General features: G+C 67.0%; 14 protein-coding genes. 12 read left to right on the forward strand and 2 right to left on the reverse strand.

The window, feature by feature from the left end:
- The first annotated feature begins 55 nt into the window (after positions 1 to 55).
- The 9 genes from O3656_RS06790 (at position 56) to O3656_RS06830 (ending at position 12,248) form a co-directional block, all read left to right on the forward strand.
- The gene (locus O3656_RS06790; RefSeq protein WP_500063224.1) at positions 56 to 3,826 is read left to right on the forward strand and encodes a nitrate reductase subunit alpha; all 3,771 of its coding nucleotides are present in this window, start codon (positions 56 to 58) and stop codon (positions 3,824 to 3,826) included.
- The gene (narH, locus tag O3656_RS06795; protein WP_296532618.1) at positions 3,826 to 5,376 is read left to right on the forward strand and encodes a nitrate reductase subunit beta; all 1,551 of its coding nucleotides are present in this window, start codon (positions 3,826 to 3,828) and stop codon (positions 5,374 to 5,376) included. Before O3656_RS06790 ends, narH begins: the two co-directional genes overlap by 1 nt.
- Positions 5,373 to 6,062, forward strand: coding sequence for a nitrate reductase molybdenum cofactor assembly chaperone (gene narJ / locus O3656_RS06800; protein ID WP_500063225.1), 690 nt, complete (start codon positions 5,373 to 5,375; stop codon positions 6,060 to 6,062). Before narH ends, narJ begins: the two co-directional genes overlap by 4 nt.
- 5 nt (positions 6,063 to 6,067) lie before the next feature.
- On the forward strand, positions 6,068 to 6,844 hold the full coding sequence (gene narI / locus O3656_RS06805; RefSeq protein ID WP_500063226.1) for a respiratory nitrate reductase subunit gamma: 777 nt from the start codon (positions 6,068 to 6,070) through the stop codon (positions 6,842 to 6,844).
- 323 nt (positions 6,845 to 7,167) lie between these two features.
- Positions 7,168 to 8,163 carry a MoaD/ThiS family protein gene (locus tag O3656_RS06810; RefSeq protein ID WP_500063227.1) on the forward strand — a complete coding sequence of 332 codons (996 nt, stop codon included), beginning with the start codon at positions 7,168 to 7,170 and terminating at the stop codon, positions 8,161 to 8,163.
- A gap of 101 nt (positions 8,164 to 8,264) precedes the next feature.
- Positions 8,265 to 8,684, forward strand: a complete 420-nt coding sequence (locus O3656_RS06815; RefSeq protein ID WP_500063228.1) for a molybdenum cofactor biosynthesis protein MoaE — start codon at positions 8,265 to 8,267, stop codon at positions 8,682 to 8,684.
- Between the two features lies 1 nt (position 8,685).
- On the forward strand, positions 8,686 to 9,510 hold the full coding sequence (locus O3656_RS06820) for a HesA/MoeB/ThiF family protein (RefSeq protein WP_500063229.1): 825 nt from the start codon (positions 8,686 to 8,688) through the stop codon (positions 9,508 to 9,510).
- 5 nt (positions 9,511 to 9,515) lie between these two features.
- Positions 9,516 to 10,133, forward strand: coding sequence for a molybdenum cofactor guanylyltransferase (gene mobA, locus O3656_RS06825; RefSeq protein WP_500063230.1), 618 nt, complete (start codon positions 9,516 to 9,518; stop codon positions 10,131 to 10,133).
- A 189-nt stretch (positions 10,134 to 10,322) separates the two neighbouring features.
- Positions 10,323 to 12,248 carry a ComEC/Rec2 family competence protein gene (locus O3656_RS06830; RefSeq protein WP_500063231.1) on the forward strand — a complete coding sequence of 642 codons (1,926 nt, stop codon included), beginning with the start codon at positions 10,323 to 10,325 and terminating at the stop codon, positions 12,246 to 12,248.
- Between the two features lie 249 nt (positions 12,249 to 12,497).
- Here the strand turns inward: O3656_RS06830 and O3656_RS06835 are convergent, their stop codons facing one another.
- Positions 12,498 to 13,010, reverse strand: coding sequence for a molybdopterin-binding protein (locus O3656_RS06835; protein ID WP_500063232.1), 513 nt, complete (start codon positions 13,008 to 13,010; stop codon positions 12,498 to 12,500).
- A gap of 342 nt (positions 13,011 to 13,352) precedes the next feature.
- Here O3656_RS06835 and modA point away from each other — a divergent pair, with 342 nt between their 5' ends.
- From modA to O3656_RS06850, 3 genes are all read left to right on the forward strand, one after another.
- On the forward strand, positions 13,353 to 14,150 hold the full coding sequence (gene modA / locus O3656_RS06840) for a molybdate ABC transporter substrate-binding protein (RefSeq protein ID WP_500063233.1): 798 nt from the start codon (positions 13,353 to 13,355) through the stop codon (positions 14,148 to 14,150).
- Between the two features lie 9 nt (positions 14,151 to 14,159).
- A complete protein-coding gene (locus O3656_RS06845) occupies positions 14,160 to 16,223 on the forward strand; it encodes an ABC transporter permease (protein ID WP_500063234.1) in 2,064 nt (687 codons plus the stop codon).
- A gap of 303 nt (positions 16,224 to 16,526) precedes the next feature.
- Positions 16,527 to 21,101: an acyl-CoA dehydratase activase-related protein gene (locus O3656_RS06850; RefSeq protein ID WP_500063235.1), complete on the forward strand. Its 4,575-nt coding sequence runs from the start codon at positions 16,527 to 16,529 to the stop codon at positions 21,099 to 21,101.
- Positions 21,102 to 21,254: 153 nt separating this feature from the next.
- On the opposite strand, the gene O3656_RS06855 is transcribed toward O3656_RS06850, so the two are convergent.
- Positions 21,255 to 22,901: a glycoside hydrolase family 2 TIM barrel-domain containing protein gene (locus O3656_RS06855; protein WP_500063236.1), complete on the reverse strand. Its 1,647-nt coding sequence runs from the start codon at positions 22,899 to 22,901 to the stop codon at positions 21,255 to 21,257.
- Positions 22,902 to 23,171 lie beyond the last annotated feature (270 nt).

A 23,171-nucleotide genomic window follows, 5' to 3' on the forward strand; every position in this document is an offset into this window, starting at 1 on the left:
GCGCGGTGCCAACGGACCTGCCACTGCCTCGTCAATCGACTCTTAGGAGCACCCCATGACGAATCTCGAATCCGACATGACCTTCCCGACCTACGGCGGCGAGGTCAAGCCCGCAACCGGCGCGACCCTGTTCGCGCTCGGCTCGTGGCTGCGTCGCGGCAAGGCGTCCGCCGACGCGCGCCAGCTCTTCCTTGACGGCGGCCGCGAAGGCGACTCCTTCTACCGCGAGCGCTGGAGCTACGACAAGATCGTGCGCTCCACCCATGGCGTGAACTGCACGGGCTCGTGCTCGTGGAAGATCTACGTCAAGGACGGCGTCATCACCTGGGAAACCCAGCAGACTGACTACCCGTCGACCGGCGCGGACATGCCCGAGTACGAGCCCCGCGGCTGCCCGCGTGGCGCGGCGTTCTCGTGGTACGAGTACTCGCCGACCCGCATCAAGTACCCCTACGTGCGCGGCGTCCTCCTCGACATGTTCCGCGAGGCCAAGAAGCGCCTCGGCGATCCGGTCGACGCGTGGGCCGAGGTCGTTGAGGACCCGGAGAAGGCGCGTGCCTACAAGTCGCAGCGTGGCCGCGGCGGCATGGTCCGCGTGTCCTGGGAAGAGGCGATGGAGATCGTCGCCTCCGCCTACGTGCACACGATCAAGCAGTACGGCCCGGACCGAATCGCCGGCTTCTCGGTGATCCCCGCCATGTCGATGATCTCCTACGGTGCGGGCGCCCGCTTCCACGAGCTCATCGGCGGCACCATGCTGTCCTTCTACGACTGGTACGCGGACCTCCCGCCGGCCTCCCCGCAGGTCTTCGGCGACCAGACCGACGTGCCCGAGGCCGGCGACTGGTTCAACTCGCAGTACCTCATCATGTGGGGCACCAACCTGCCGCTGACCCGTACCCCCGACGCCCACTTCATGGCCGAGGCCCGCTACCACGGCCAGAAGGTCGTCGTCGTGTCCCCAGACTTCGCGGACAACACGAAGTTCGCGGACGACTGGTTGCGCGTCCAGCCCGGCACGGACGGCGCCCTGGCCCAGGCCATGGGTCACGTCATCCTCAAGGAATTCCACGTCGGCAAGCGCGAGCCCATGTTCCTCGATTACATGAAGCGCTACACCGACGGCCCGTTCCTGGTGGAGATCGGCGAGGTCGGCGAGGGTGCCCACGAGGGCGTCGCCCCGACGACGCTGGTACCCGGCAAGTTCCTCACGGCCGCCAAGATGCCCGAGGGCACGACCGAGCGCACCGAGAACAACGAGTTCCGTCCCCTCGTTATCGAGGCCGACGGCACGGTCAAGGACCCGGGTGGCACGCTCGCCGATCGCTTCGGCGAGGAGGGCGCAGGCCACTGGAACCTCAACCTCGAGGGTGTCGAGCCGGTCATGTCCATCATGGACACGGACGAGTGGGAAGCCGCCCTGATCGCCCTGCCGCGCTTCGACCTGCCGGCAGCTGACGGTCAGGCCTCGGTCGGTGGCGGCTACGTGAAGCGTGGCGTGCCCGCGCGCCGCGTCAACGGCCGCCTCGTGACGACCGTGTACGACATCATGCTGGCCCACTACGCGGTTGAGCGCGAGGGCCTGCCGGGCCAGTGGCCCACCGACTACATGGACGCCTCCACGCCGGGCACCCCCGCGTGGCAGGAGGAGTTCACCTCGGTTCCCGCCGGAGCCGCCATCAAGATCGGTCGCGAGTTCGCGCAGAACGCGGTCGAGACGCAGGGCCGTTCCATGATCCTCATGGGCGCTGGCACGAACCACTACTACCACTCCGACCAGATGTACCGGACGTTCCTGGCCCTCACGGAAATGTGTGGCACCCAGGGCCGCAACGGTGGCGGTTGGGCCCACTACGTGGGTCAGGAGAAGGTCCGCCCGATCATGGGCTGGGGCTCCTTCACCTTCGCCCTGGACTGGGCGCGCCCGCCGCGCCAGATGATCTCCACCGGCTGGTACTACATGACCACCGACCAGTGGCGCTACGACGGGGCCCCGGCCTCGGCGATGGCGAACCCGATCAAGTCCTCGCACCTGGACGGCAAGCAGCTGGTCGACACGCTCGTCGAGTCGGTTCAGCGCGGCTGGATGCCCTGCTACCCGACGTTCTCCAAGGGTTCGACCCAGCTGGGTCGCGAGGCTGCCGAGGCCGGCATGGCTCCGGCGCAGTACGTGTCCCAGGAGCTGCGCGAGGGTCGCCTCCAGTTCGCGATTGAGGACCCGGACGCCCACCACAACGTCCCGAAGATCCTCGCGAACTGGCGCACGAACCTGCTCGGATCGTCCGCGAAGGGCACCGAGTTCTTCCTGCGCCACATGCTGGGCACCGGCAACGAGGTCAACGCGCAGGAGCTGGAAGAGGGCAACCGTCCCGCGACCGTCAACTGGCGCGACGCTCACCCCGGCAAGCTCGACCTCATGTGGGTCGCGGACTTCCGTAACACCTCGACGACCCTGCACTCCGACGTCGTGCTGCCGGCCGCCACGTGGTACGAGAAGCACGACCTGTCCTCCACGGACATGCACCCCTTCATGCACTGCTTCGACGAGGCCGTGAACCCGCCGTGGGAGGCGCGCACCGACTTCGAGGTGTTCCAGACGCTGGCGCACCTCGTGGGACGCCTGGCCGCCGACCACCTGGGGACGCAGACGGACGTCGTCGCCGTCCCGCTGGGTCACGACTCCCCGGACGCCATGACCATGGCGAGCGGCGTCGTCCCCGAGCAGACGTGGACGCCCGGCAAGACCATGCCGAAGCTGGTCCCGATCGAGCGTGACTACACGCAGGTCGGCTACAAGTTCGACCGCATGGGTCCGCTCTTGGAAAAGGCTGGCCTGGCTGCCAAGGGCGTCGCGTTCAACGTCCAGGAGGCTTTCAAGGAACTCGGCGACCTCAACGGCCGCGCCCCCATGGACGGCAACGCCGGCGAGGGTGCGCCCCTGTGTGACACCGCGATCAAGGCGGCGAACATGGCGCTGCGCTTCTCGGGAACCACGAACGGCTCGCTGGCCGTTCAGGGCTTCCGCACGCTGGAAAAGCGCGTCGGCAACGAGATGGCGTTCCTGGCCGAAGGTGACGAAGAAAAGAAGATCACCTACCAGGACACCGTCCTGCAGCCGCGCAGCGTCATCACCAGCCCCGAGTGGTCGGGCTCCGAGCACGGCGGACGCCGCTACAGCGCCTTCGTGCAGAACGTCGAGTGCCGCAAGCCGTGGCACACGCTCACGGGTCGCCCGCAGTTCTACATCGACCACGACTGGATGATGGACATGGGCGAGTCCCTGCCGATCTTCCGTCCCCCGCTCGACCTGGCGCACATCTACGGTGAGCGCCCCGTCGGCGACCATCGTCCCGGTCAGCCGGGTCAGGCCGAGGTCGCGGTGCGCTACCTGACGGTCCACAACAAGTGGGCCATCCACTCCCAGTACTACGACAACCCGTACATGCTGACGCTGGGTCGTGGTGGCCAGACGGTGTGGATGAGCCCGCAGGACGCCGAGAAGATCGGCGTGCGCGACAACGAGTGGATCGAGGCGAAGAACCGTAACGGCACCGTGTCGGCTCGCGCCGTTGTCTCCCACCGCATCCCGGAGGGCACGGTGTTCATGCACCACGCCCAGGATCGCCAGATCAACACCCCGCTGAACGAGGAGTCCGGCAAGCGCGGCGGTACGCACAACTCGCTGACCCGAATCTTCATTAAGCCGAGCCACCTGGCCGGCGGATACGCGCAGTTCGCCTACGCGTTCAACTACTACGGTCCCACCGGCAATAACCGCGACGAGGTCACGGTTATCCGCCGCCGCTCCCAGGAGGTGCAGTTCTGATGAAGGTCATGGCTCAGATCGCGATGGTGATGAACCTCGACAAGTGCATTGGCTGCCACACCTGTTCGGTCACCTGTAAGCAGGTGTGGACGAACCGCGAGGGCACCGAGTACATCTGGTTCAACAACGTCGAAACCCGTCCCGGCGTGGGCTACCCCCGCGGCTGGGAGGACCAGAAGAAGTGGAAGGGTGGCTGGAAGCGCACCGCCACGGGCCGCCTCGTTCCCCGTCAGGGCGGACGCGTCGCCTCGCTCGCGAAGATCTTCGCGAACCCGACGCAGCCGACCATGAAGGACTACTACGAGCCGTGGACGTACGAGTACGACAAGCTGCTCCAGGCGCCCGCGAACTCCCGCGCGATCCCGACGGCCCGCGCGAAGTCCACGATCACGGGCGAGCACATCGACAAGCCCGAGTGGGGCCCGAACTGGGACGATGACCTCGGTGGCTCCATGGAGACCCTGGATCAGGACCCCGTCCTGCACCAGATGAACCTCCAGGTCGCCAAGACCATCGAAGACGCGTACATGTTCTACCTGCCTCGCATCTGCGAGCACTGCCTGAACCCGACCTGTGTGTCGGCGTGCCCCTCGGGCGCGATGTACAAGCGCTCCGAGGATGGCATCGTCCTGGTCGACCAGGATCAGTGCCGCGGCTGGCGCATGTGCGTGTCCGCCTGCCCCTACAAGAAGGTCTACTTCAACCACAACACGGGCAAGGCCGAGAAGTGCACGCTGTGCTACCCGCGCCTCGAGGTCGGCCAGCCGACCATCTGCTCGGAGACCTGCGTGGGTCGCCTGCGCTACATGGGCGTGCTGCTCTACGACGCGGACCGCGTTACCTGGGCCGCCTCCCAGGAGGACGAGCGCGACCTGTACCGCGCCCAGCGCGAGATCCTGCTCGACCCGAACGACCCGCAGGTGGTCGCCCAGGCTCAGGCCAACGGCGTTCCCCACTCGTGGATCACGGCCGCCCAGCAGTCCCCGATCTGGAAGCTCATCACCGAGTACGAGGTCGCCCTGCCGCTGCACCCCGAGTTCCGTACCCTGCCGATGGTCTGGTACGTGCCGCCGCTGTCCCCGGTCGTCGACCAGGTGACCGCGTCCGGCAGCGACGGCGAGGACCACAAGGTCCTGCTGTCCGCCATCTCGCAGATGCGTATCCCGCTGGAGTACCTGGCCGGCCTGTTCACGGCCGGAGACACGGCTCCCGTGGAGCTGGCGCTGCGTCGCCTCGCCGCGATGCGCTCCTACATGCGCGACGTCTTCGTCGACAACCCGACGAACGAGGAGATCCCGGCCTCCGTGGGCATGACCCCGGAGAAGGTCAAGGAGATGTACCGACTGCTGTCGATCGCCAAGTACGACGACCGCTTCGTCATCCCGACCGCCCACCCCGAGATGCCGCGCGGCATCAAGGAACTCGAGGGCTGCCCGGTGTCCTACGACGTCGAGGCCTTCCACGGCCTGGCCCCCGCCACGTCGAACCGCCCGATGGGTGGCTCGTCGCCGGAGGGACGCCAGATGCTCCCCCTTGAGGTCGTTCGATGAGTACTTTCGTCGGCATTCCGCGTATTCCTACGGCCGCTCCGGAGACGGAGATGGATCCGCAGGACGCGCGCGGCGTGCGCATGGCGGTCTCCCTCCTCCTGGACTACCCGGGGGACGACTTCGAGACCAAGCTGGACGCGGTCGAGGAGGCTCTGGCGGACCTGCCGGAGCCGGCCTCGTCGGCCCTGGCATCGTTCGTGAGCTACGCTCGCGCCGCGGGCCTGCGCGCCATGCAGACCACCTACGTGGAGACGTTCGACCAGCGCCGCCGTTGCGCGCTCGGCCTGACGTACTACACGCACGGCGACACCCGTGGACGCGGCCAGGCCATCCTGGCGTTCAAGGAGGTGCTGCGCCGCGCCGGCTTCGAGATGGACCGCGAGGAGCTGCCCGATCACCTGCCAGTGGTCCTGGAGTTCGCGGCCTTCGACGAGACGGGCACGGCCGAGGGCCTGCTGCGCTCGAACCGTGAGGGCATCGAGGTGATTCGCACGGCGCTGCGCGCCGCGGACTCCCCGTACGCGCCGCTGCTGGATGCGCTGGTCGCGACGCTGCCCGAGCCGGACGAAAAGACCATTGAGGGCTTCCGTAAGCTCATTAGCCAGGGGCCGCCCACCGAGCTGGTGGGCGTGGGCGATCTGTCTGCCACGCCCTCCCCGACTTCCGAAACAACGATGGGACGGTAACGTTCATGGAATCCGTACTTTTGCATGCCGCGTCTGCAGCCGAGACGCAGTCGCTGTCCTTCCTGGACATTGCCCTGTGGGTGGTCCTGCCCTACGTGTCCTTCGCGATCCTCATCGTGGGCCTCGCGTGGCGCTACAAGACGGACCAGTACGGCTGGACGTCTCGTTCCTCGCAGTGGAATGAGCCGACCATCCTGCGCTGGGCGTCGCCGCTGTTCCACTTCGGTGTCCTCTTCGTGTTCATGGGCCACATCCTCGGCCTCGTGATCCCGAAGACCTGGACCGAGGCGGCCGGCGTGCCCCAGCACGTCTACCACCTGATGGCGACGATCCCCGGTACGATCGCCGGAATCATGACGATCGTCGGCCTCGCGATGCTGATCTACCGCCGTCTGGTGTACAAGTCGGTGCGCGTGGCGACGACCCGCATGGATATCGTCACCTACGTCATGCTGACCATCCCGGTGCTCCTGGGCGGCGCGGCGACGCTGCTGAACCAGGTGCTCGGCGGCCACGAGGGCTACGACTACCGCGAGACGATCTCCGTCTGGTTCCGCTCGATCTTCTACCTGCACCCGCAGGCGCACCTGATGGCCGATGTGCCCCTCAGCTTCAAGCTGCACATCGTCGCCGGTCTGCTGCTCTTCTGCATCTGGCCGTTCACCCGCCTCGTGCACGCGGTGAGCGCGCCGGTCGGCTACGTGGCGCGTCCCCCGGTGGTGTACCGCGCGCGCGACGAGCGCCGCGAGCACCAGCTGACGCGCGGCGGCATGTCTGACTGATCGATGGCCGGTGCCCGCGCCGCGGTCCTGCCGAAGGGGCGAGGCCGTGGCCGGGTGATCGGCGAGATGAGGGGGTGGGCGAAAGCCTGTCCCCTCGTCTTTATCCTCGCCGCGCGCATTTATCGTGGGGTGCGCTGCCAGACCTGCGCGAATAGAGGCGTCGACCCCGCGTAATGAGACCAGTCGGTGGTATTGGCCGTGCGGAGCGGCTTGTGTGCTGGGTAGAATAAAGAGCACTTTGTAAGTAACGTAACAGGTCTAAAGCCGTTTGGTGATGCTCGTCATGTGCATTTCCGCTGATTATGAGGGAGAGAGGACTATCGATGAATGACACCTCCCGTTCTCGGCCTCTGGCTGAAACACTCGCCGCGATGGCTGCTCTGACCCCCGCGCAGCACGCTCTCCTGGAGCGCATTTCGCACCACGCGAGCCCCGTCACCGTCGCCGAACTGGCCCAGGAGGCCGGCTTGCACGTGTCGAGCGTGCGCGAGACCCTTGAGGGCCTATTCTCGCTCGGCCTGGTCGAGAAGCAGCAGCTTCCCTCTTCGGGGCGAGGCCGTCCCGCGCTCGGCTATTCGACGACGACCCCGGCGGATCCGTCCTTCGCTGCCCAGATGCTGCACCAGCTCACCTCGTCTTTGCTGGCCTGGCTGCGTGCGGATGCGGCAGATCCTGTCGCGTCTGTGCGTGAGATTGGCTCGCGGTGGGCGGATGCGGCCCTCGTGACGATGGCGGTTCCGGATCATAGCCACGCGCCGAGTCGTCGTCCGGTGCGCGACACCTTCAATATTGCGGCTCACCTGGGCAAGGTGCGCCTGTTCATGAATGCGATGGGCTTCGCGTCGATCCCTCATGACACCGACCCGATGGCGGTCGTGCTGACGGCGTGCCCCTTTACCGAGCCCGGCGCGCCGGATGATCTGGCGCTGGAGCTTCGCCGCGGCATCGTCGAGCGCGTGTTCGAGCGTACGGCGACCGGATTTGCCACGTGGTCACTTGATGTCGATCCGATGGATCCGCTGCGTATGACGATCTACATTCGTTCGCTGAATGAGGCAAACCCGAAGCCCCTGTCGACGACGCTGCACTTCTTCGGTGGCGCCGCTGAGGCTGCCGGTGGTTACGTCCGCGAAGTGCCCTCCTCTGAGACGCCGGAAACGCTCGGTGAGCTCCTTGAACAGCTGAGCGCGGAGAGCCCCGAGCTGGCCCGTATCCTGAGTGTGTCGAGCTACCTGGTGAACGAGCGCTCGGCCCGCCCGGATAGCGAGCTCGCGCCGGGTGCACGCGTTGACGTGCTGCCCCCCTTCGCTGGAGGGTGAGATTTACTAATCATTTGTGTGGGGCGGTCAGGGTTGTAAGACAATCCTGACCGCTTCATCGTAGGATGTGGATATAGCCTCTCCCATCATTGGAGGATCCCATGTCCGCAGAGATTGCAACCGGTATTACCGAGGACCCCCTGGATGCGGCTGCGCTGATCAACAGTGCCCGCCGTGACACCTGTGGTGCCGTCGCGTCTTTCATTGGCGTGGTGCGTAATCATGACGGTGGCGAGAGCGTGGATGCGATCGAGTACTCGTCGCACCCGTCATCCCCGCAGATTCTGCGGGAAATTGTCTCGGGAATGAGGGATCGTCCCGGCGTTCATTGCATTGTGGCGTGGCATCGCGTGGGCCGTCTGGAGATCGGTGACGATGCGATGGTTGTGGCCGTTGCGGCGGAGCATCGCGCGCAGGCGTTCCGCGCGGTGGAGACGATCGTCGAGGATGTGAAGGCGAAGCTGCCGATCTGGAAGAAGCAGGAACTGTCCGACGGTTCGCACAACTGGTCGGGCCTGTGAGATGACGATCGGCGACCCCTATTCGCGCCAGGCCGCTGTTTCGGGCCGCTCGGTTGCGCTGCCCCTCATCAATCAGCCTGTCCCGTACGAGGCCGGGGACCCCGCGCTGGAGCGTTTCCGTCGTAACTGGTTGGTCTCGGGTATCGGCGAGGCCGGTCAGGCGCGCCTCGCTGCGTCTCGCGCGCTCGTGGTGGGTGCGGGTGGCCTCGGCTCGCCCGTCCTCCTGTACCTGACGGCGGCCGGGATCGGCACGATCGGCATCTGTGACTCCGACGTTGTTGAGGTCTCGAACCTGCAGCGTCAGCTCCTGCACGGCGAGGGTGACGTGGGGGATCCGAAGCCGGATTCGGCCGTGCGTCACCTGACCGGGCTGAACTCGTCGGTGCATTTTGAGCGCTTTGGGCACGTGACCCGGCAGTGGCTGGATGAGCACGGCCGCGATTGGGACTTGATCGTGGAGTGCACGGATAACTTCGACGCGAAGTACCTGGTGGCGGACTACTGCGCGGATTCGGGCGTGCCGCTCGTGTGGGGCACGGTCGTGTCCATGGCCTTCCAGGTGAGTGTCTTCTGGTCCCAGGCACCGGCCCCCGTGCCGTCGCTGACGCTGCGTAGCCTGCACCCGGTCCAGCCTGCTCCCGGGACGACGCCGGCCTCGCCGAAGGTGGGCGTGCTCGGTCCCGTCGTCGGCCAGGCGGGCACCGCCATGGCGACGGAGGCCATCAAGGTGCTGGTGGGCTTCGGCGAGCCGCTCATCGGGCGCGTCCTCATGATGGATGCGGCGACGCAGCGTGCCGACGTGCTGACTTTCGCCCCGTGGGACTGAGTCTCGTGGCTGCCCCGCGTGCTGACGTTGCGGCGATCGTCGTCGGCGGAGGCGGAGGCGAGCGGCTGGGGGGCGTGTCGAAGCCCGACCTGACGCTGGGTGGTGTGCGTGTGATCGACCGCGTGTGCGGGGTTTTGTTGCAGGCGTGCGGCGCGGGATGCGTGGCCGTCGTACCCCCGACCGTACGCGTCCCGGAAGGGGTCGTGCGTACGCTCGAGGATCCGCCGAGTGGCGGCCCGCTGGCCGGTATCGATGCGGGCTTGCGCGCGCTGGGCGTCGACGACGACGTCCTGGTCGTCGTGGTCTCCGTCGATGCGCCCGGCGTGGCAGGCCTTGTGCCCGCCCTCCTGGGGTCTCCTCTGGGGTCGGATAGTGAGGGACGCATCGCGGTCGGCGGCGACCCCCAGCCTTTCGATCAGTACCTCATGGGCGTCTATCGCGCGGGGGCGCTGCGCCGCATTCTCGACGAGGCCGTGGCTGCCCTCGGGTCCGTTCGCGGCGTGGGGGTGCGTCGGGTGCTGCGCGCGCTCGCGCTCGAGCGGGTGAGCGTCGACGCTGACGTCTGCCGGGACATCGATACCCCCGAGGATGTGGCCTGGTGGCAGGATCTCCTCGGCAAATGATTTGTAAGTAATGCCACAGAGGGTATAGGTTGGGAGGGTCAGTATCTCACGGCTCACTCCCATCAAGGTGCCCTCATGAAACTTCGTCACGGACAACTGTGGCAGCGGCTCGGACTGGCCCTATTGTCAGGAATTCTCATCGCAAGTCTCGCTCCCTCGACTGCTGCCGCTCCGACGGACGGTCAGGAAATGCACAGCGACGCGGAGTCCGCCGACCTCGACCTGTCACGCTCGGACGCCGGGGTGGCCGATCCGGCTGACTCCCAGGACCGTGCGGCCTCGGACGGTGCTGACGCCTCCGACTCCACCGAGTCCGCCGACGCAGCCACGGCCTCGTCCCAGGAGGAAAGCGCCGACGTCCATACCTACGTCTATCCCGGGACCTCTGGACCGACCCGCGTTCACGTCATCTCCACCCAGGGATCGGACGCAATCCTGCTCGAATCCAAGGGAGTATTCGGCATGATCGACGGAGGCGAGGGGCAAGGTGCGCCCGATGGATCCGATCCTCGCTACCCCCTGCGACCGGGGACCACCCCGGCGTCCAAGGGGGATACGCAGCGGATCCTGGACTACATGTCATCCCAGGGGGTGACCTCCTCGAACCTGGCTTTCTACCTGGGCACCCACCCTCACTCCGATCATATCGATAATGCGGACGACATCATCTACCGCTTCCATCCGCAAGTCATCTTCAGCCCGGAATACTCCGACGCCTGGATCTCAAACCCGAATGCGCTCTGGGACAATCAGTGGGTCTATGACCGCATGATTGCCGCCGCCTCCTGGGCACAGCGCAGCTACGGCGCGCAGATCGTCCAACACGTACGGAACTACGACACGCACGTGCAGCTCGGTGACATGGACGTTCAGCTCATTCCCTTTGATCCCCAGGAGTCCTATCAGCGTCATCCCATTCGCGATGCGAACCTGCTCGGCTGGGGAAGTGTCGTCTCGGCCTTCGGGCACCGCGCGTTCCTCGCCGCCGACCTCGAAATCGAGGGGGACCTCGAGGATCGGATAGCGGCCGTCGTCGGACACGTCGACATGCTCAAGGCGGGGCATCACGGGCTCGCGACCTCGAACTCAGAGTCGTTCATGGCCGCCCTCTCGCCCTCGATGATCATCCAGACCAACCCCGAATGGGTGACCCCGGACCGCCTGACGACCTCGGTCACTGTCAGCGGCACCGCGTCATGGGCGCCAACCGCCGACCTGTGGGACAGGGCGCGCATTCCCGCCGTGGTGGGGACCTTCACCGAATCGGGCATCAGCTATAACGACCTGTCTGCTGCTTCGTGGGGGCATGAGTACTACCAGGGCGTCACGCCGCGGGCGTGGTGGTTCCAGGGCGCGCGCCCCCAGTCGACGTACGGCTGGTGGAAGGGCTGGTCAGGCAACTGGTACTTCTTTGCGGATCACCCCTATTGTGCGACGAGCCAGTGGGTGAACGATCGCGGCACCTGGTACTGGATGGATTCCACCGGCGTGATGGCGACAGGATGGATCTACGACGGAAGCTCCCGATACTACCTCGACGACAAGGGGAATCCGACCGCACAGGGGTGGCAGCGCGTCGATGGGAACTGGCATTATTTCGTCGACGGTCGTGCGTCAACCGGATGGTTCGCCGACCGCGGGACCTGGTATCGCCTGGACGAGTCAACCGGCGCGATGCTCACAGGCTGGCAGAAGGTCGACGGACGCTGGTACTACATGCGTTCCTCTGGCGCTGTGGTGACGGGCTGGCAGAGTATCGACGGCACCTGGTACTACTTCGACGGTGCGGGCACGATGGCAACCGGGTGGATCCAGGACGGTGGCTCCTGGTACTACATGAACGAATCCGGGAAGATGGTCTCAGGCTGGCTGCGCGATGGCGACGCCTGGTACTACATGAGCTCATCGGGCGCGATGACTGTCGGTTGGCAGAGCGCGGGTGGGTCCTGGTATTACTTCCACGACTCGGGCGTCATGGCCACCGGGTGGATCCAGGACGGTGGTTCCTGGTACTACATGAACGAGACGGGTGCCATGGTCACCGGTACGCAGGTTATTGATGGCCGACGCGCGACCTTCACGGCCTCGGGTCGCTGGACCGGCTACGCCTCCTGATCGATGCCTCCCGACCGAGGCCTCGTCCCTGATCGTCGGCATGGTTCCCCACAAATGTCGCATGCAATTCCCATGTCAACCTTTCGAACTTTGAAATGGGAATGTTGGTATTTCAACGTTTTCTCGATACCTAAGAAAACTTAGGAGAGCCAAATTGCATGCGACATTGAGAGAGGGGGAGAGGCGGAGAGAGGGGGCGAGAGGGGCGTGGGGGAAGAGGGGGAGAGAAGAAGGGGATGGAGAAGAGGGTTAGCGCTGTTCGTCGAGCTGGTGGAAGATCGCTCCCAGCAGCGGCGTGACCACCTCGAGAGTGTCGAGCGCGCCGCCGCGCGAGCCGGGGGAGGAGACGACGAGGGCCCCCGACGAGTCCCGCGCCGTCACGCCGACGACCTCCCGGGACAGGCCCGACAGAGGGGTGCTGACGAGGCCGTGGGCGCGGATCTGCTCGGCGATGCCCGGGATCTCGACCTCGATAATCGAGCGGACGACCTCAGGCGCGTAGTTGCCCACGCCGAAGCCCGAGCCGCCCAGAACCAGGATGAAGCGCGCGCCGGCCTCGAGTGCGTCGCGGATCTCCGTCTCGAGGACGTCGGCACTCTCGGGGATCGCCGCGACCGTCACCGGGCCAAGGCCCGCCTCTGCCAGTGCGGCAGTGCAGGCGGGGGTCGTCCGATCCTCCTTCGTGCCGCGCTGAATGCGGTCGGAATAGGTGATGACGTGGGCGCTGATCTGGCTGAGGTCGTAGTCGACGGGCTTGGGCATGGTGTCCTCCGGTGGCGAATGCGTATAAGTGTGATCCTAGTCCCTTCTTCGTAACAAGGCGGGGTGGGGAGGAGTATGGGCGTGACAGTGATTTTGTGTGCGTCGCGCCCGAGGTAAATGGGGCCTGTGTGGGGCCTCGCGCGTCCAGTCATCGTCGAGTGCGCGGAGTTGCTGCCGATCACCCGTATTTACATGGTTGAAAACAAGTTAAATAGAGATCTTGATTTCGCTGAAATGAGGGGGAAAAGTAACGATTTGAATGCGGATCTGTGAATCGTTGCGCGCGCGTCGCGCACCTTGTTAGATTTAATGCGTTCTATTCCCTTATTAGAGGAGAGGCGAGTGCGTTCCCTTCGCATCCTTCCCGTCCTCGGCGCGGCGGTCCTGGCCCTCGCCGCCTGCACTTCCGGCTCCCCCGCCGCCGACTCCACGGCCTCGTCGCCCGCGACCCAGCCCGCCGCCGAGACCACCGTCCTCAACGTCTACGCCGCCGCCTCGCTGACCGAGACCTTCGGTGAGCTCGAGAAGACCTTCGAGGCCGCCAACCCCGGCGTGGACGTGCGCTTCAACTTCGCGGGCTCCCAGGACCTCGTGACCCAGCTCAGCGAAGGCGCGGACGTTGACGTCCTGGCCACCGCCAACGAGTCCACGATGAAGAAGGCCGCCGACGCCTCCCAGGTCGACGCGCAGACCATCTTCGTCACCAATACGCTGACCCTCATCACGACGCCCGGCAACCCCGCCGGCATCACCGGCCTCGACTCCTCGCTCGAAGGCGCCAAGCTTGTCATCTGCGCCCCCGAGGTGCCCTGCGGCAAGCTCACCAAGACCCTCACCGAGAAGCTCGGCGTGACCCTGAGCCCCGCCTCCGAGGAGCAGGCCGTCACCGACGTGCGCGGCAAGGTGGCCTCCGGACAGGCCGACGCCGGTATCGTCTACAAGACCGACGCCCTCGCCGAGGGCGACGCCGTCGAGACCGTCGCCATCCAGGGCGCCGACGAGGCCGTCAACAAGTACCCGATCGCCCTCGTGAGCGCCTCGACCAAGAAGGACCTCGGCCAGAAATGGATCGACCTGGTCCTCTCCGCCGACGGCCAGAAGGTCCTCGAAGACGCCGGCTTCACGCCCGCCGCGAAGTAACATCGACAGGTGACATCGCGTCGAACGTCCGCCGTGAGCCCCCTGCCCATCTGGGCGGGGGGCCTCGGTGCGCTCGCCCTGTGCTTCCTGGTCCTGCCCCTGGCCTTCATGCTGGGGCGCGTCAACTGGTCGACCCTGGGAGCGACCCTCGCCACCGCGGAGGCTCGCGACGCCCTCGGCCTGTCCATGCGCACCTGCGCCATCGCGCTCGGCGTCGACCTCCTCCTCGGCGTCCCCGCGGCCCTCGTCCTGTCGCGCTCGTGGCGAGGCGTGCGCGCCGCCCGCATCCTCGTCGCTCTACCGCTCTCGCTGCCGCCCGTCGTCGCCGGCATCGCGCTCCTCGCGGCCTTCGGTAGGCGCTCGACCCTCGGGGCTCTCCTCAGCGGCGCCGGCCTCGACATCGCCTTCACGACGAGCGCCGTCGTCATCGCGCAGGTCTTCGTCTCCCTGCCCTTCCTCATCGTCACCCTCGAATCCGCGCTGCGCTCCCGCGAGCAGGGGCTCGACGAGATGGCCTCCTCCCTCGGCGCCTCGCCCTCGCGCGTCTTCTGGCAGATCACCCTGCCTACGGTCCTGCCCGGCCTCGGTCGCGGGGCGGCCCTCGCGCTCGCCCGCTGCCTCGGCGAATTCGGCGCGACCCTCACCTTCGCCGGGTCCATGCAGGGCGTGACCCGCACGATGCCCCTCCAGATCTACTTGGCCCGCGAGTCCGACGCGGACCTGGCCCTCGCGCTCGGCATCGTCCTCCTCGGTGTCGCCGCGGCCGTCGTCGCGCTCACGGAAACACCGTGGGGGCGCCTCGCCTCTGTCGTGCGTTCGCGCCTGTCATCGACGAGGCATGGGCGCGCCGCCGCTCCCGGCGCTCCTTCCGCTTCCTCCTCCGCGGCCCCGACCGTGCTCGCGGAAGATGCGGGGGAGGGTGCGGACGTGCGCGTCACCGGAAGCGTGGAGGCACGCGGCTGGAACGTGGACGCGGAGCTTCGCCCCGGCCTCGTGACGGCCGTCGTCGGTCACAACGGCGCGGGAAAGTCGACGCTCGCCCAGGTGATCGCCGGAACGCTGCGCCTCGACGAGGGCAGCGCCCGCATCGGCGAGCGCGTCGTCGACGACGCCGTCACGTTCGTGCCCGCGCGCCGCCGCGGCGTCGCCATGGTCTCCCAGGCCCCCCGCATCTTCACGCACATGAGCGTGCTCGCCAACGTCGCCTTCCCGCTGCGCGTGCGCGGGGTGGGGCGCGCCCAGGCGCGGGCCGCTGCACTCGAGCAGCTGCGCGCCGTCGGCATGGACGACCTCGCGCACAAGCGTGCCTCCGACCTGTCCGGCGGCCAGGCCGCCCGCGTCGCGATCGCCCGCGCACTGGTCTTCCGCCCCGAGGTCCTCATCCTCGACGAGCCCACGGCCGCCCTCGACGTCGAAGCCACCACGCAGGTGTCCTCCCTCCTGCGCCAGCGCCTTACCGGCGCGGGAATCACGACCCTGCTCGTCTCTCACGACATCGCCGAGGTCCTGGCCCTCGCCTCCCACATGATCGTCATGGGGGACGGGCGCGTCGTCGAGGAGGGCGAACCCGCCCGCGTCCTCGCCTCGCCGTCATCGGTGTTCGCCGCGCGCCTGGCCGGGCTCAACATCGTGGCCGGGCCCATCGTGACCCGCCCCGGCATGGTCGGAGTGAGCGTCGGCGAGGCAGAGCTGTGGGCGGCCGACCTGTCCGGGTTCGACTCGACTGATGCGGGTCGTGTCGACGTGGCGTCCGGCGATGCGGCCGACGACGTCGCTTCCGGCGGAAGCAACCAGGGTGGCCGCGTCGCGCTCACCTTCCCGCCCGAGGCCGTGGCTCTCTCCCGCGAGGAATCCCACGCCTCGCCGCGGTCCGTCCTGCCCGGTGTCGCCTCGGGCATCGACGTCGACGGCTCCCTCGTCAGCGTGCGCGTCGCGCTCGCGGAGGGCGTGTCAGTGACCTCCCGCGTGACCGCCTCCGCCTGGTCCGACCTCGGCCTCGGCGTCGGTGATTCCCTGTGGGTGAGCGTCAAGGCCACCCAGGTCCGCGCGATACCTGTCGCGGCCGTCTCCTAATCGGCGCGTATGCCTCGCACCTGCGGATACGCGGGGCGGGGCGGGCGCGGCAGGCAGGTCGGTGCGGAGCTCTCGCGACGAGGCCGGGACGGGGTTTTTGCCGATGGGTTGAATTTTGTTACGCTTCATATGTTGTAATTCTTTGTTTTGCCGCGAGTGGGCGCGTGCTCAGTGCGGGGGATGCCACCCCCTATTTTGCCGGGTATTCAGCGGTTTTAGTCAGTGCGAGCCCGCTCATAGTGGACGCCTTTGACTCTGTGCTTTGGGTTTCCTAAGTTGTGGTGAGGACTCAGGAGGTACGTCATGACAACACAGGGTCACCACGAGGCCACGCGCCCCTACCAGCTCGGCATCGACGTCGGCTCGACGACCGTCAAGGCCGTCGTCCTGGACGGCAACCGCCGACTCTTCTCCGACTACCGGCGCCACAACGCCGACGTGCGCGCATCCCTGGGAGCCCTCCTCGCCGACGTCGAACGCGCCCTGCCCGGCGCGCGCGTCCACGCGGCCATCACCGGCTCCGGCGGCCTGACGACCGCCCGCGCCATGGGCATCCCCTTCGTCCAGGAGGTCATCGCCGGCACCGAGGCCACCCAGCGCCTGCACCCCGAGGTCGACGTCGTCATCGAGCTGGGCGGCGAGGACGCCAAGCTCACCTACCTGCACCCCACCCCCGAGCAGCGCATGAACGGCACGTGCGCGGGCGGCACCGGCGCCTTCATCGACCAGATGGCGACCCTCCTGCACACGGACGCCTCCGGCCTCGGCGAGCTGGCGACCCGCCACACCCAGCTCTACCCGATCGCCTCGCGCTGCGGCGTGTTCGCCAAGTCCGACATCCAGCCCCTCATCAACCAGGGCGCCGCCCACGAGGACCTGGCCGCCTCCATCTTCAACGCCGTCGCCACCCAGACCATCGCGGGCCTGGCGTGCGGGCGCCCGATCCGCGGAACCGTCATGTTCCTCGGCGGCCCCCTGCACTTCCTGCCCGCCCTGCGCGAGGCCTACAAGGCCCTCCTGCCCAAGGCCGACGCCTTCGTCACCCCCGACGACGCCCAGCTCTACGTCGCCATCGGCGCGGCCCTCCTCGCCGAGAAGGAAGCCGCCAAGAAGGCACGCCAGGCCGAGGAAGCCGGTGCCACCTCCGTCGATTCGCGCGGCGAGAAGCTCACCACCCTCATGGAGCGCCTCGCCGCCGCCCCGGTTCAGGTAGAGTCCCCGCGCATGGATCCGCTCTTCGCGACCCCGGAGGATCGAGAGGAATTCATCGCCCGCCACAGCCTCGACGTCATCCCCAAGGCCAGCCTCGACGAGGCCGAGGGCCGCTGCTGGCTCGGCATCGACGCGGGCTCCACGACGATCAAGGCCGTCGTCATCGACTCCCAGGACCGCATCGTCTTCACCCACTACGCCTCCAACGAGGGCGACCCCGTGGCCGCGGCCGTCGACATCGTGCGAGCCGTCCGCTCCGCGCTGCCCGAGGGTTGCGAGATCGGCCGCTCGTGCGCGACCGGCTACGGCGAGGGCCTGGTCAAGGCCGCCCTCACCATGGACGAGGGCGAGATCGAGACGATGGCCCACTACCGCGCCGCGGAATTCATCTGCCCCGGCGTCACCTCCGTCATCGACATCGGCGGCCAGGACATGAAGTACCTGCGCATCCGCGACCACGCGGTGGACTCCATTTCTGTCAACGAGGCCTGCTCCTCGGGCTGCGGCTCCTTCCTGCAGACCTTCGCGCAGACGATGGGAACCGACGTGCGATCCTTCGCGCGCATGGCCATGGAATCCGAATCTCCCGTGGACCTGGGCACCCGCTGCACGGTGTTCATGAACTCCTCCGTCAAGCAGGCGCAGAAGGAAGGCGCGGACGTGCGCGACATCAGCGCCGGCCTGTCCTACTCCGTCGTGCGTAACGCCCTCTACAAGGTCATCAAGCTCAAGGAGCCCTCGGACCTGGGTGAACGCGTCGTCGTCCAGGGCGGCACCTTCCTCAACGACTCCGTGCTGCGCGCCTTCGAGCTGCTCACCGGCCGCGAGGTCGTACGCCCCGACATCGCCGGCCTCATGGGCGCGTACGGCGCCGCCCTGACCGCGCGCATGCACGACACGGGGGAGGGGACCTCGTCCCTGGCCACGATCGAGGCCCTCGAGGGCTTCGCCGTGGACACGACCCGCAAGACCTGCCGCCTGTGCCAGAACCACTGCCAGATGACGATCTCGACGTTCTCCAACGGCGAGCGTCACGTGTCGGGCAACCGCTGCGAGCGCGGTGCCTCCCTGGAGCGCGTGCCCAAGAAGTCGGAGCTGCCCAACCTCTACGACTGGAAGTACAAGCGGATCTTCGGATACCGCCGCCTCACCGAGAAGAAGGCGTTCCGCGGCGACATCGGCATCCCGCGCGTGCTCGGCATGTACGAGAACTACCCGTTCTGGTTCACGATGCTCACCGCGCTGGGCTTCCGCGTCATGATCTCGGGCCGTTCCAACCACGACCTCTTCGAGACCGGCATGGAGTCCATCCCCTCGGAGAACGTGTGCTACCCGGCCAAGCTCGTCCACGGGCATATCGAGTCCCTCCTGGACAAGGGCATCACGACGATCTTCTACCCCTGCGTCGACTTCGAGCAAAAACTCACCGAGTCCGAAAACTCCTACAACTGCCCCATCGTGGCGACCTACCCCGAGGTCATCCGCAACAACATGGAGCGCCTGGCAGAGCCCGGCACGAAGTTCATCAGCCCGTTCGTGAACTTCGGTAACCGCGACTACCTGCCCGCCCACCTGTCCAAGACCTTCAAGGAATACGGCTACGACATCCCGGTCGAGGAGATGAAGGCCGCCCTGGACAAGGCGTGGGAGGAGGACGCCGCCGTCAAGGCCGAGATCCGCGCGAAGGGCGTCGAGACGATCGAGTGGATGCGTGAGCACGGCGTGCGCGGCATCGTGCTGGCGGGCCGCCCCTACCACCTCGACCCCGAGATCAACCACGGCATCCCCGAGGTCATCGTCGGCCTCGGCATGGCCGTCCTCACCGAGGATTCCATCATCGACGCGCGCCTCGAGCGCCCCCTGCGCGTTCTCGACCAGTGGTCCTACCACTCGCGCCTCTACGAGGCCGCCGCCCGCGTCGGCGACGAACCCGACCTCGAGATGGTCCAGCTCAACTCCTTCGGCTGCGGCGTCGACGCGATCACCGCCGACCAGGTCCAGGAGATCCTCGAGGGCCGCGGCGACGTGCACACCGTCCTCAAGATCGACGAGGTCTCCAACCTGGGTGCCGCGAAGATCCGCCTGCGTTCCCTCGACGCGGCGATCACCGAGCGCGCCACCCTCGCCTCCTCGATCGACGAGGCCGGGGCCGGCGACGGCGAGAACGGCGCGGATGGAGCGGGACTGGCCCCCGCCTCGTCCGTGGGACTCGTGTCGGGTTCCGTCGACACCGCCACCCTGCGCGACCCCTCCGGGGACGCCGCCCGCGAGGAGCAGGCCGGTCACATCAAGCCGCGCACAGCCTTCACCGAAGAGATGCGTGAGGCCGGATACGAGATCCTGGCCCCCCAGATGTCCCCGATCCACTTCCGCTTCCTCACCCCGCTGTTCGCCAGTGCGGGCCTGAAGGTGCGGGTCCTGGAGCACACGAGCCGCACCTCCATGGAAGTCGGCCTGAAGTACGTCAACAACGACTCGTGCTACCCGGCGATCGTCGTCATCGGCCAGCTCCTTGACGAGTTCATCTCCGGGCGCGCCGACCCCGACCGCACGGCCGTCGGCATCACGCAGACGGGCGGCATGTGCCGCGCCAGTAACTACGCCGCCCTGCTGCGTAAGGGCCTGCGCGACGCCGGATACCCGCAGGTGCCCGTCATCGCGCTGTCCGTCCAGGGCATCGAGGACAACCCCGGATTCCACCTGGGGATCCCCCACATCCACAAGGCCATCCAGGCCTTCGTCATCGGCGATGCCATCCAGTCGATGCTGCTGCGCGTGCGCCCCTACGAGGCCACGCCCGGCTCCGCGATGGAGCTGTACCGCACGTGGGACGCCTACGTGCAGGAGTGGATCACGTCGGGACGCGTGGCGGCCCTCGGCGGGCGCGTCTCCTACGGGAAGATCATCCGCGAGTGCGTGCGCGCCTTCGACGCCCTGCCCCTGCGCGACATTCCGCGTAAGCCGCGCGTCGGCCTCGTCGGTGAGATCCTCGTGAAGTTCCACCCCGACGCCAACAACCACGCCGTCGACGTCATCGAGGCCGAGGGCTGCGAGGCCGAACTGCCCGGCCTCATGCAGTTCTTCCACAACTCCGTGGCCACCGCCGCGTGGGACAAGGAGAACCTGGGTATCGACGGCAAGCAGCGCTACATCATGCCGATCGTGCTCTGGGCGCTCAAGAAGTACGAGAAGCCCGTGCACCGCGCTTTTGCGGCCACGAACGGCAAGTTCGAGCCGCACCGGCCCATCGAAGAGATGATCTCTCGCTCCCAGGACATTGCGCGCCTGGGCAACCAGGCCGGCGAAGGCTGGTACCTGACCGCCGAAATGGTCGACATGATCGAACACGGCTGCCCGAACATCATCTGCGCCCAGCCGTTTGCGTGCCTGCCTAACCACGTCGTCGGCAAGGGCATGTTCCGCGCGCTGCGCACCCGCTACCCCGAGGCCAACATCGTGGCCGTCGACTACGACCCGGGTGCCTCCGAAGTCAACCAGCTCAACCGCATCAAGCTCATGCTGGCGACCGCCCTGCAGGACCCGGAGGCGCGCGACGGCGACGTGTTGCAGCTGGTCGACGTCGAAGAGCCGACGTCGTGCGGCGGATCCGGCTCCGTCATGCTCGGCATGCCGACCATTCCGACGAGGCGCGCGGCCTTCCGCTGACCGCCTTGTCTCGCCGCGCACGAGGCCTGGGCTGGGTTCCCGGGCCTCGTCGCGCTATCTGGGGCGCCGTGCGGGCTGCGGGTGCTGCGGGCTGTGCAAGCCGTGCGTGGCGTGCGTGCCCCGGTCGTCGCGGCGCATTGCGAGGCCGGCGGCCTACACCGCCAGGCTTCCGTGCGCGATCTCAAAGCCCGCCGACGCCCAGCCCGTGCTGTACGACAGACGCACCGAGACCTCGCGCACGCCCGAGGACGGCCAGGGCACCTCAAGGAAGCCCGTCTCACCCGGCGCGACATCCAGGGACGCCGAATACTCCCACGTTTCGTGGCCCTCCTCGACGACGCGGCAGAGGAACTCCAGATCCGACGTCGACGTGAACGTCATGTGGTTACGCACCGTCACCCCCGAATAGGAAGGAGCCACGGTCACCGGCGCATAGTGCAGCTCCTCGCTGCGTACCTCGTACAGGTCCGGGAAGTTGCCGCCCGCGAACTCCGGGCGCGTCGGGTCCAACGCGTGGATCGCGCGAAGCTCCTCGTCGACGTCACCCACGTTCCACGCGATCACGCTCGGGTGCGCACGGTCCCTGCGAATCGCCGCTTCGATTGCCTCGTCGCGCGCGGCCCCCGGGCCGTACACGTCCGACGCGCGGTCGATGACGTACAGGCCGTACTCGTCTGCCAGCTCCAGGAAACATGCGTGGCCGGGCGCGCCCGCAATCACAACCGCGTTCACGCCGTGGCGCTTACACCACACGATGTCGTCGAGCATCTCCGGCAAGTTGACAGCCAAGCCCGTGCGCCCATCGCACTCGTTGCGGTTCACTCCCCGCAGGATCAGTGCCTTACCGCCCAGCGTCACACCCTGCGCAGTCGCCTCAACGTCGCGGAAGCCAACGTCAAGGGACACGGTATCCTTGACCCCTTCCTCATCGCGCAGCGTGACGATCAGTCGGTACAGGGCCGGCTCCTCCGCGCTCCAGGGGATCACATCCAGACCCTGCGCGTCAACAACCTCATCCGGAGATGCGACCGCAGACCACAGCCTCTCCTGTTCGGCCTCGTTGACGAGCGTGGCATGAACCTCGACGCCCCCCGTCGTCTCAACCCGCAGCGTCAGCGCACCTGCGCGGCCATCGTGGGATGCCACCGGCACCACGTCGACGATGTGTGCCGTCGGCCTCGCCTCCAACGACACTTCACGGAACAGGCCATGACAGCACACCAGGGACTCCATCAGCAAGACAACCAGCGTGTGCGTGTGGGTGGGCTGCAACGCGCCCGTCACGTCAAAAGCCGCAGGAATGAAACCGTCCGCACTAAAACCGACGAACGCTCCATCGAGCCATGCGTAGAGGGGACCCGAAAAACCGCCGAAAGTCAGCGTCATCATCCAGCCGCGATCAACCGCCTCCTTGAGGGGCGCATCAAGGGAAAACTCGCGGCGCAGAATCGAGGCGCGCACAACGTCGGTGGGTGACACCCCGCCAGCGGGCTGCTTGCCCTCCGGGTGAGCGTGCGTCTGCGCGTGCGCCTGTGCCTCCGGGCGCGCCTGCGTCTGCGGGCACCTCCGTGAGCCATCCAGCTCCAGGATGCCAGGCACAGATGTCGCGCCGAAATTCTGATGAACGGGAGCCTCATCAATCAGCTCCGCAGCGGTGCCAGTGACACCGGTAACCTGCCAGGTGCTCGAGAGCATCTGAAGTGGCCTGCGTGACCTCCACGTCGCGTGCACCGTCAGACGGTTCACCGACGCCCCTGGGTCCCGCAGCCACGTGACGTCCGGTTCCAGGATGTGGTTCATGTAATAAAAGTAGCATTTTGCTATTAGTCAGAAAAGTGTAAATTTTTCTGAAATGCAGGCAAATATGCCTTGACATGCGCAATAAGTGTGGGTGACAAACGGGACGTGGACCACATTGTGGGATTTTTGTTCCTGCGCGTGGGCAAAATACGTTGTGCCGTGGGGTGATGCGCGGATGGGGGCCCGGCCTCGCGTGGCGGGCGAGCGCATGAGGAACCCCGGCCTCGCGTGGCGGGCGAGCGCATGAGGAACCCCGGCCTCGTCCCTGAG

Origin of the sequence: Pauljensenia sp. 27098_8_83, from assembly GCF_041432695.1 — a bacterium.
Classification (GTDB): domain Bacteria; phylum Actinomycetota; class Actinomycetes; order Actinomycetales; family Actinomycetaceae; genus Pauljensenia.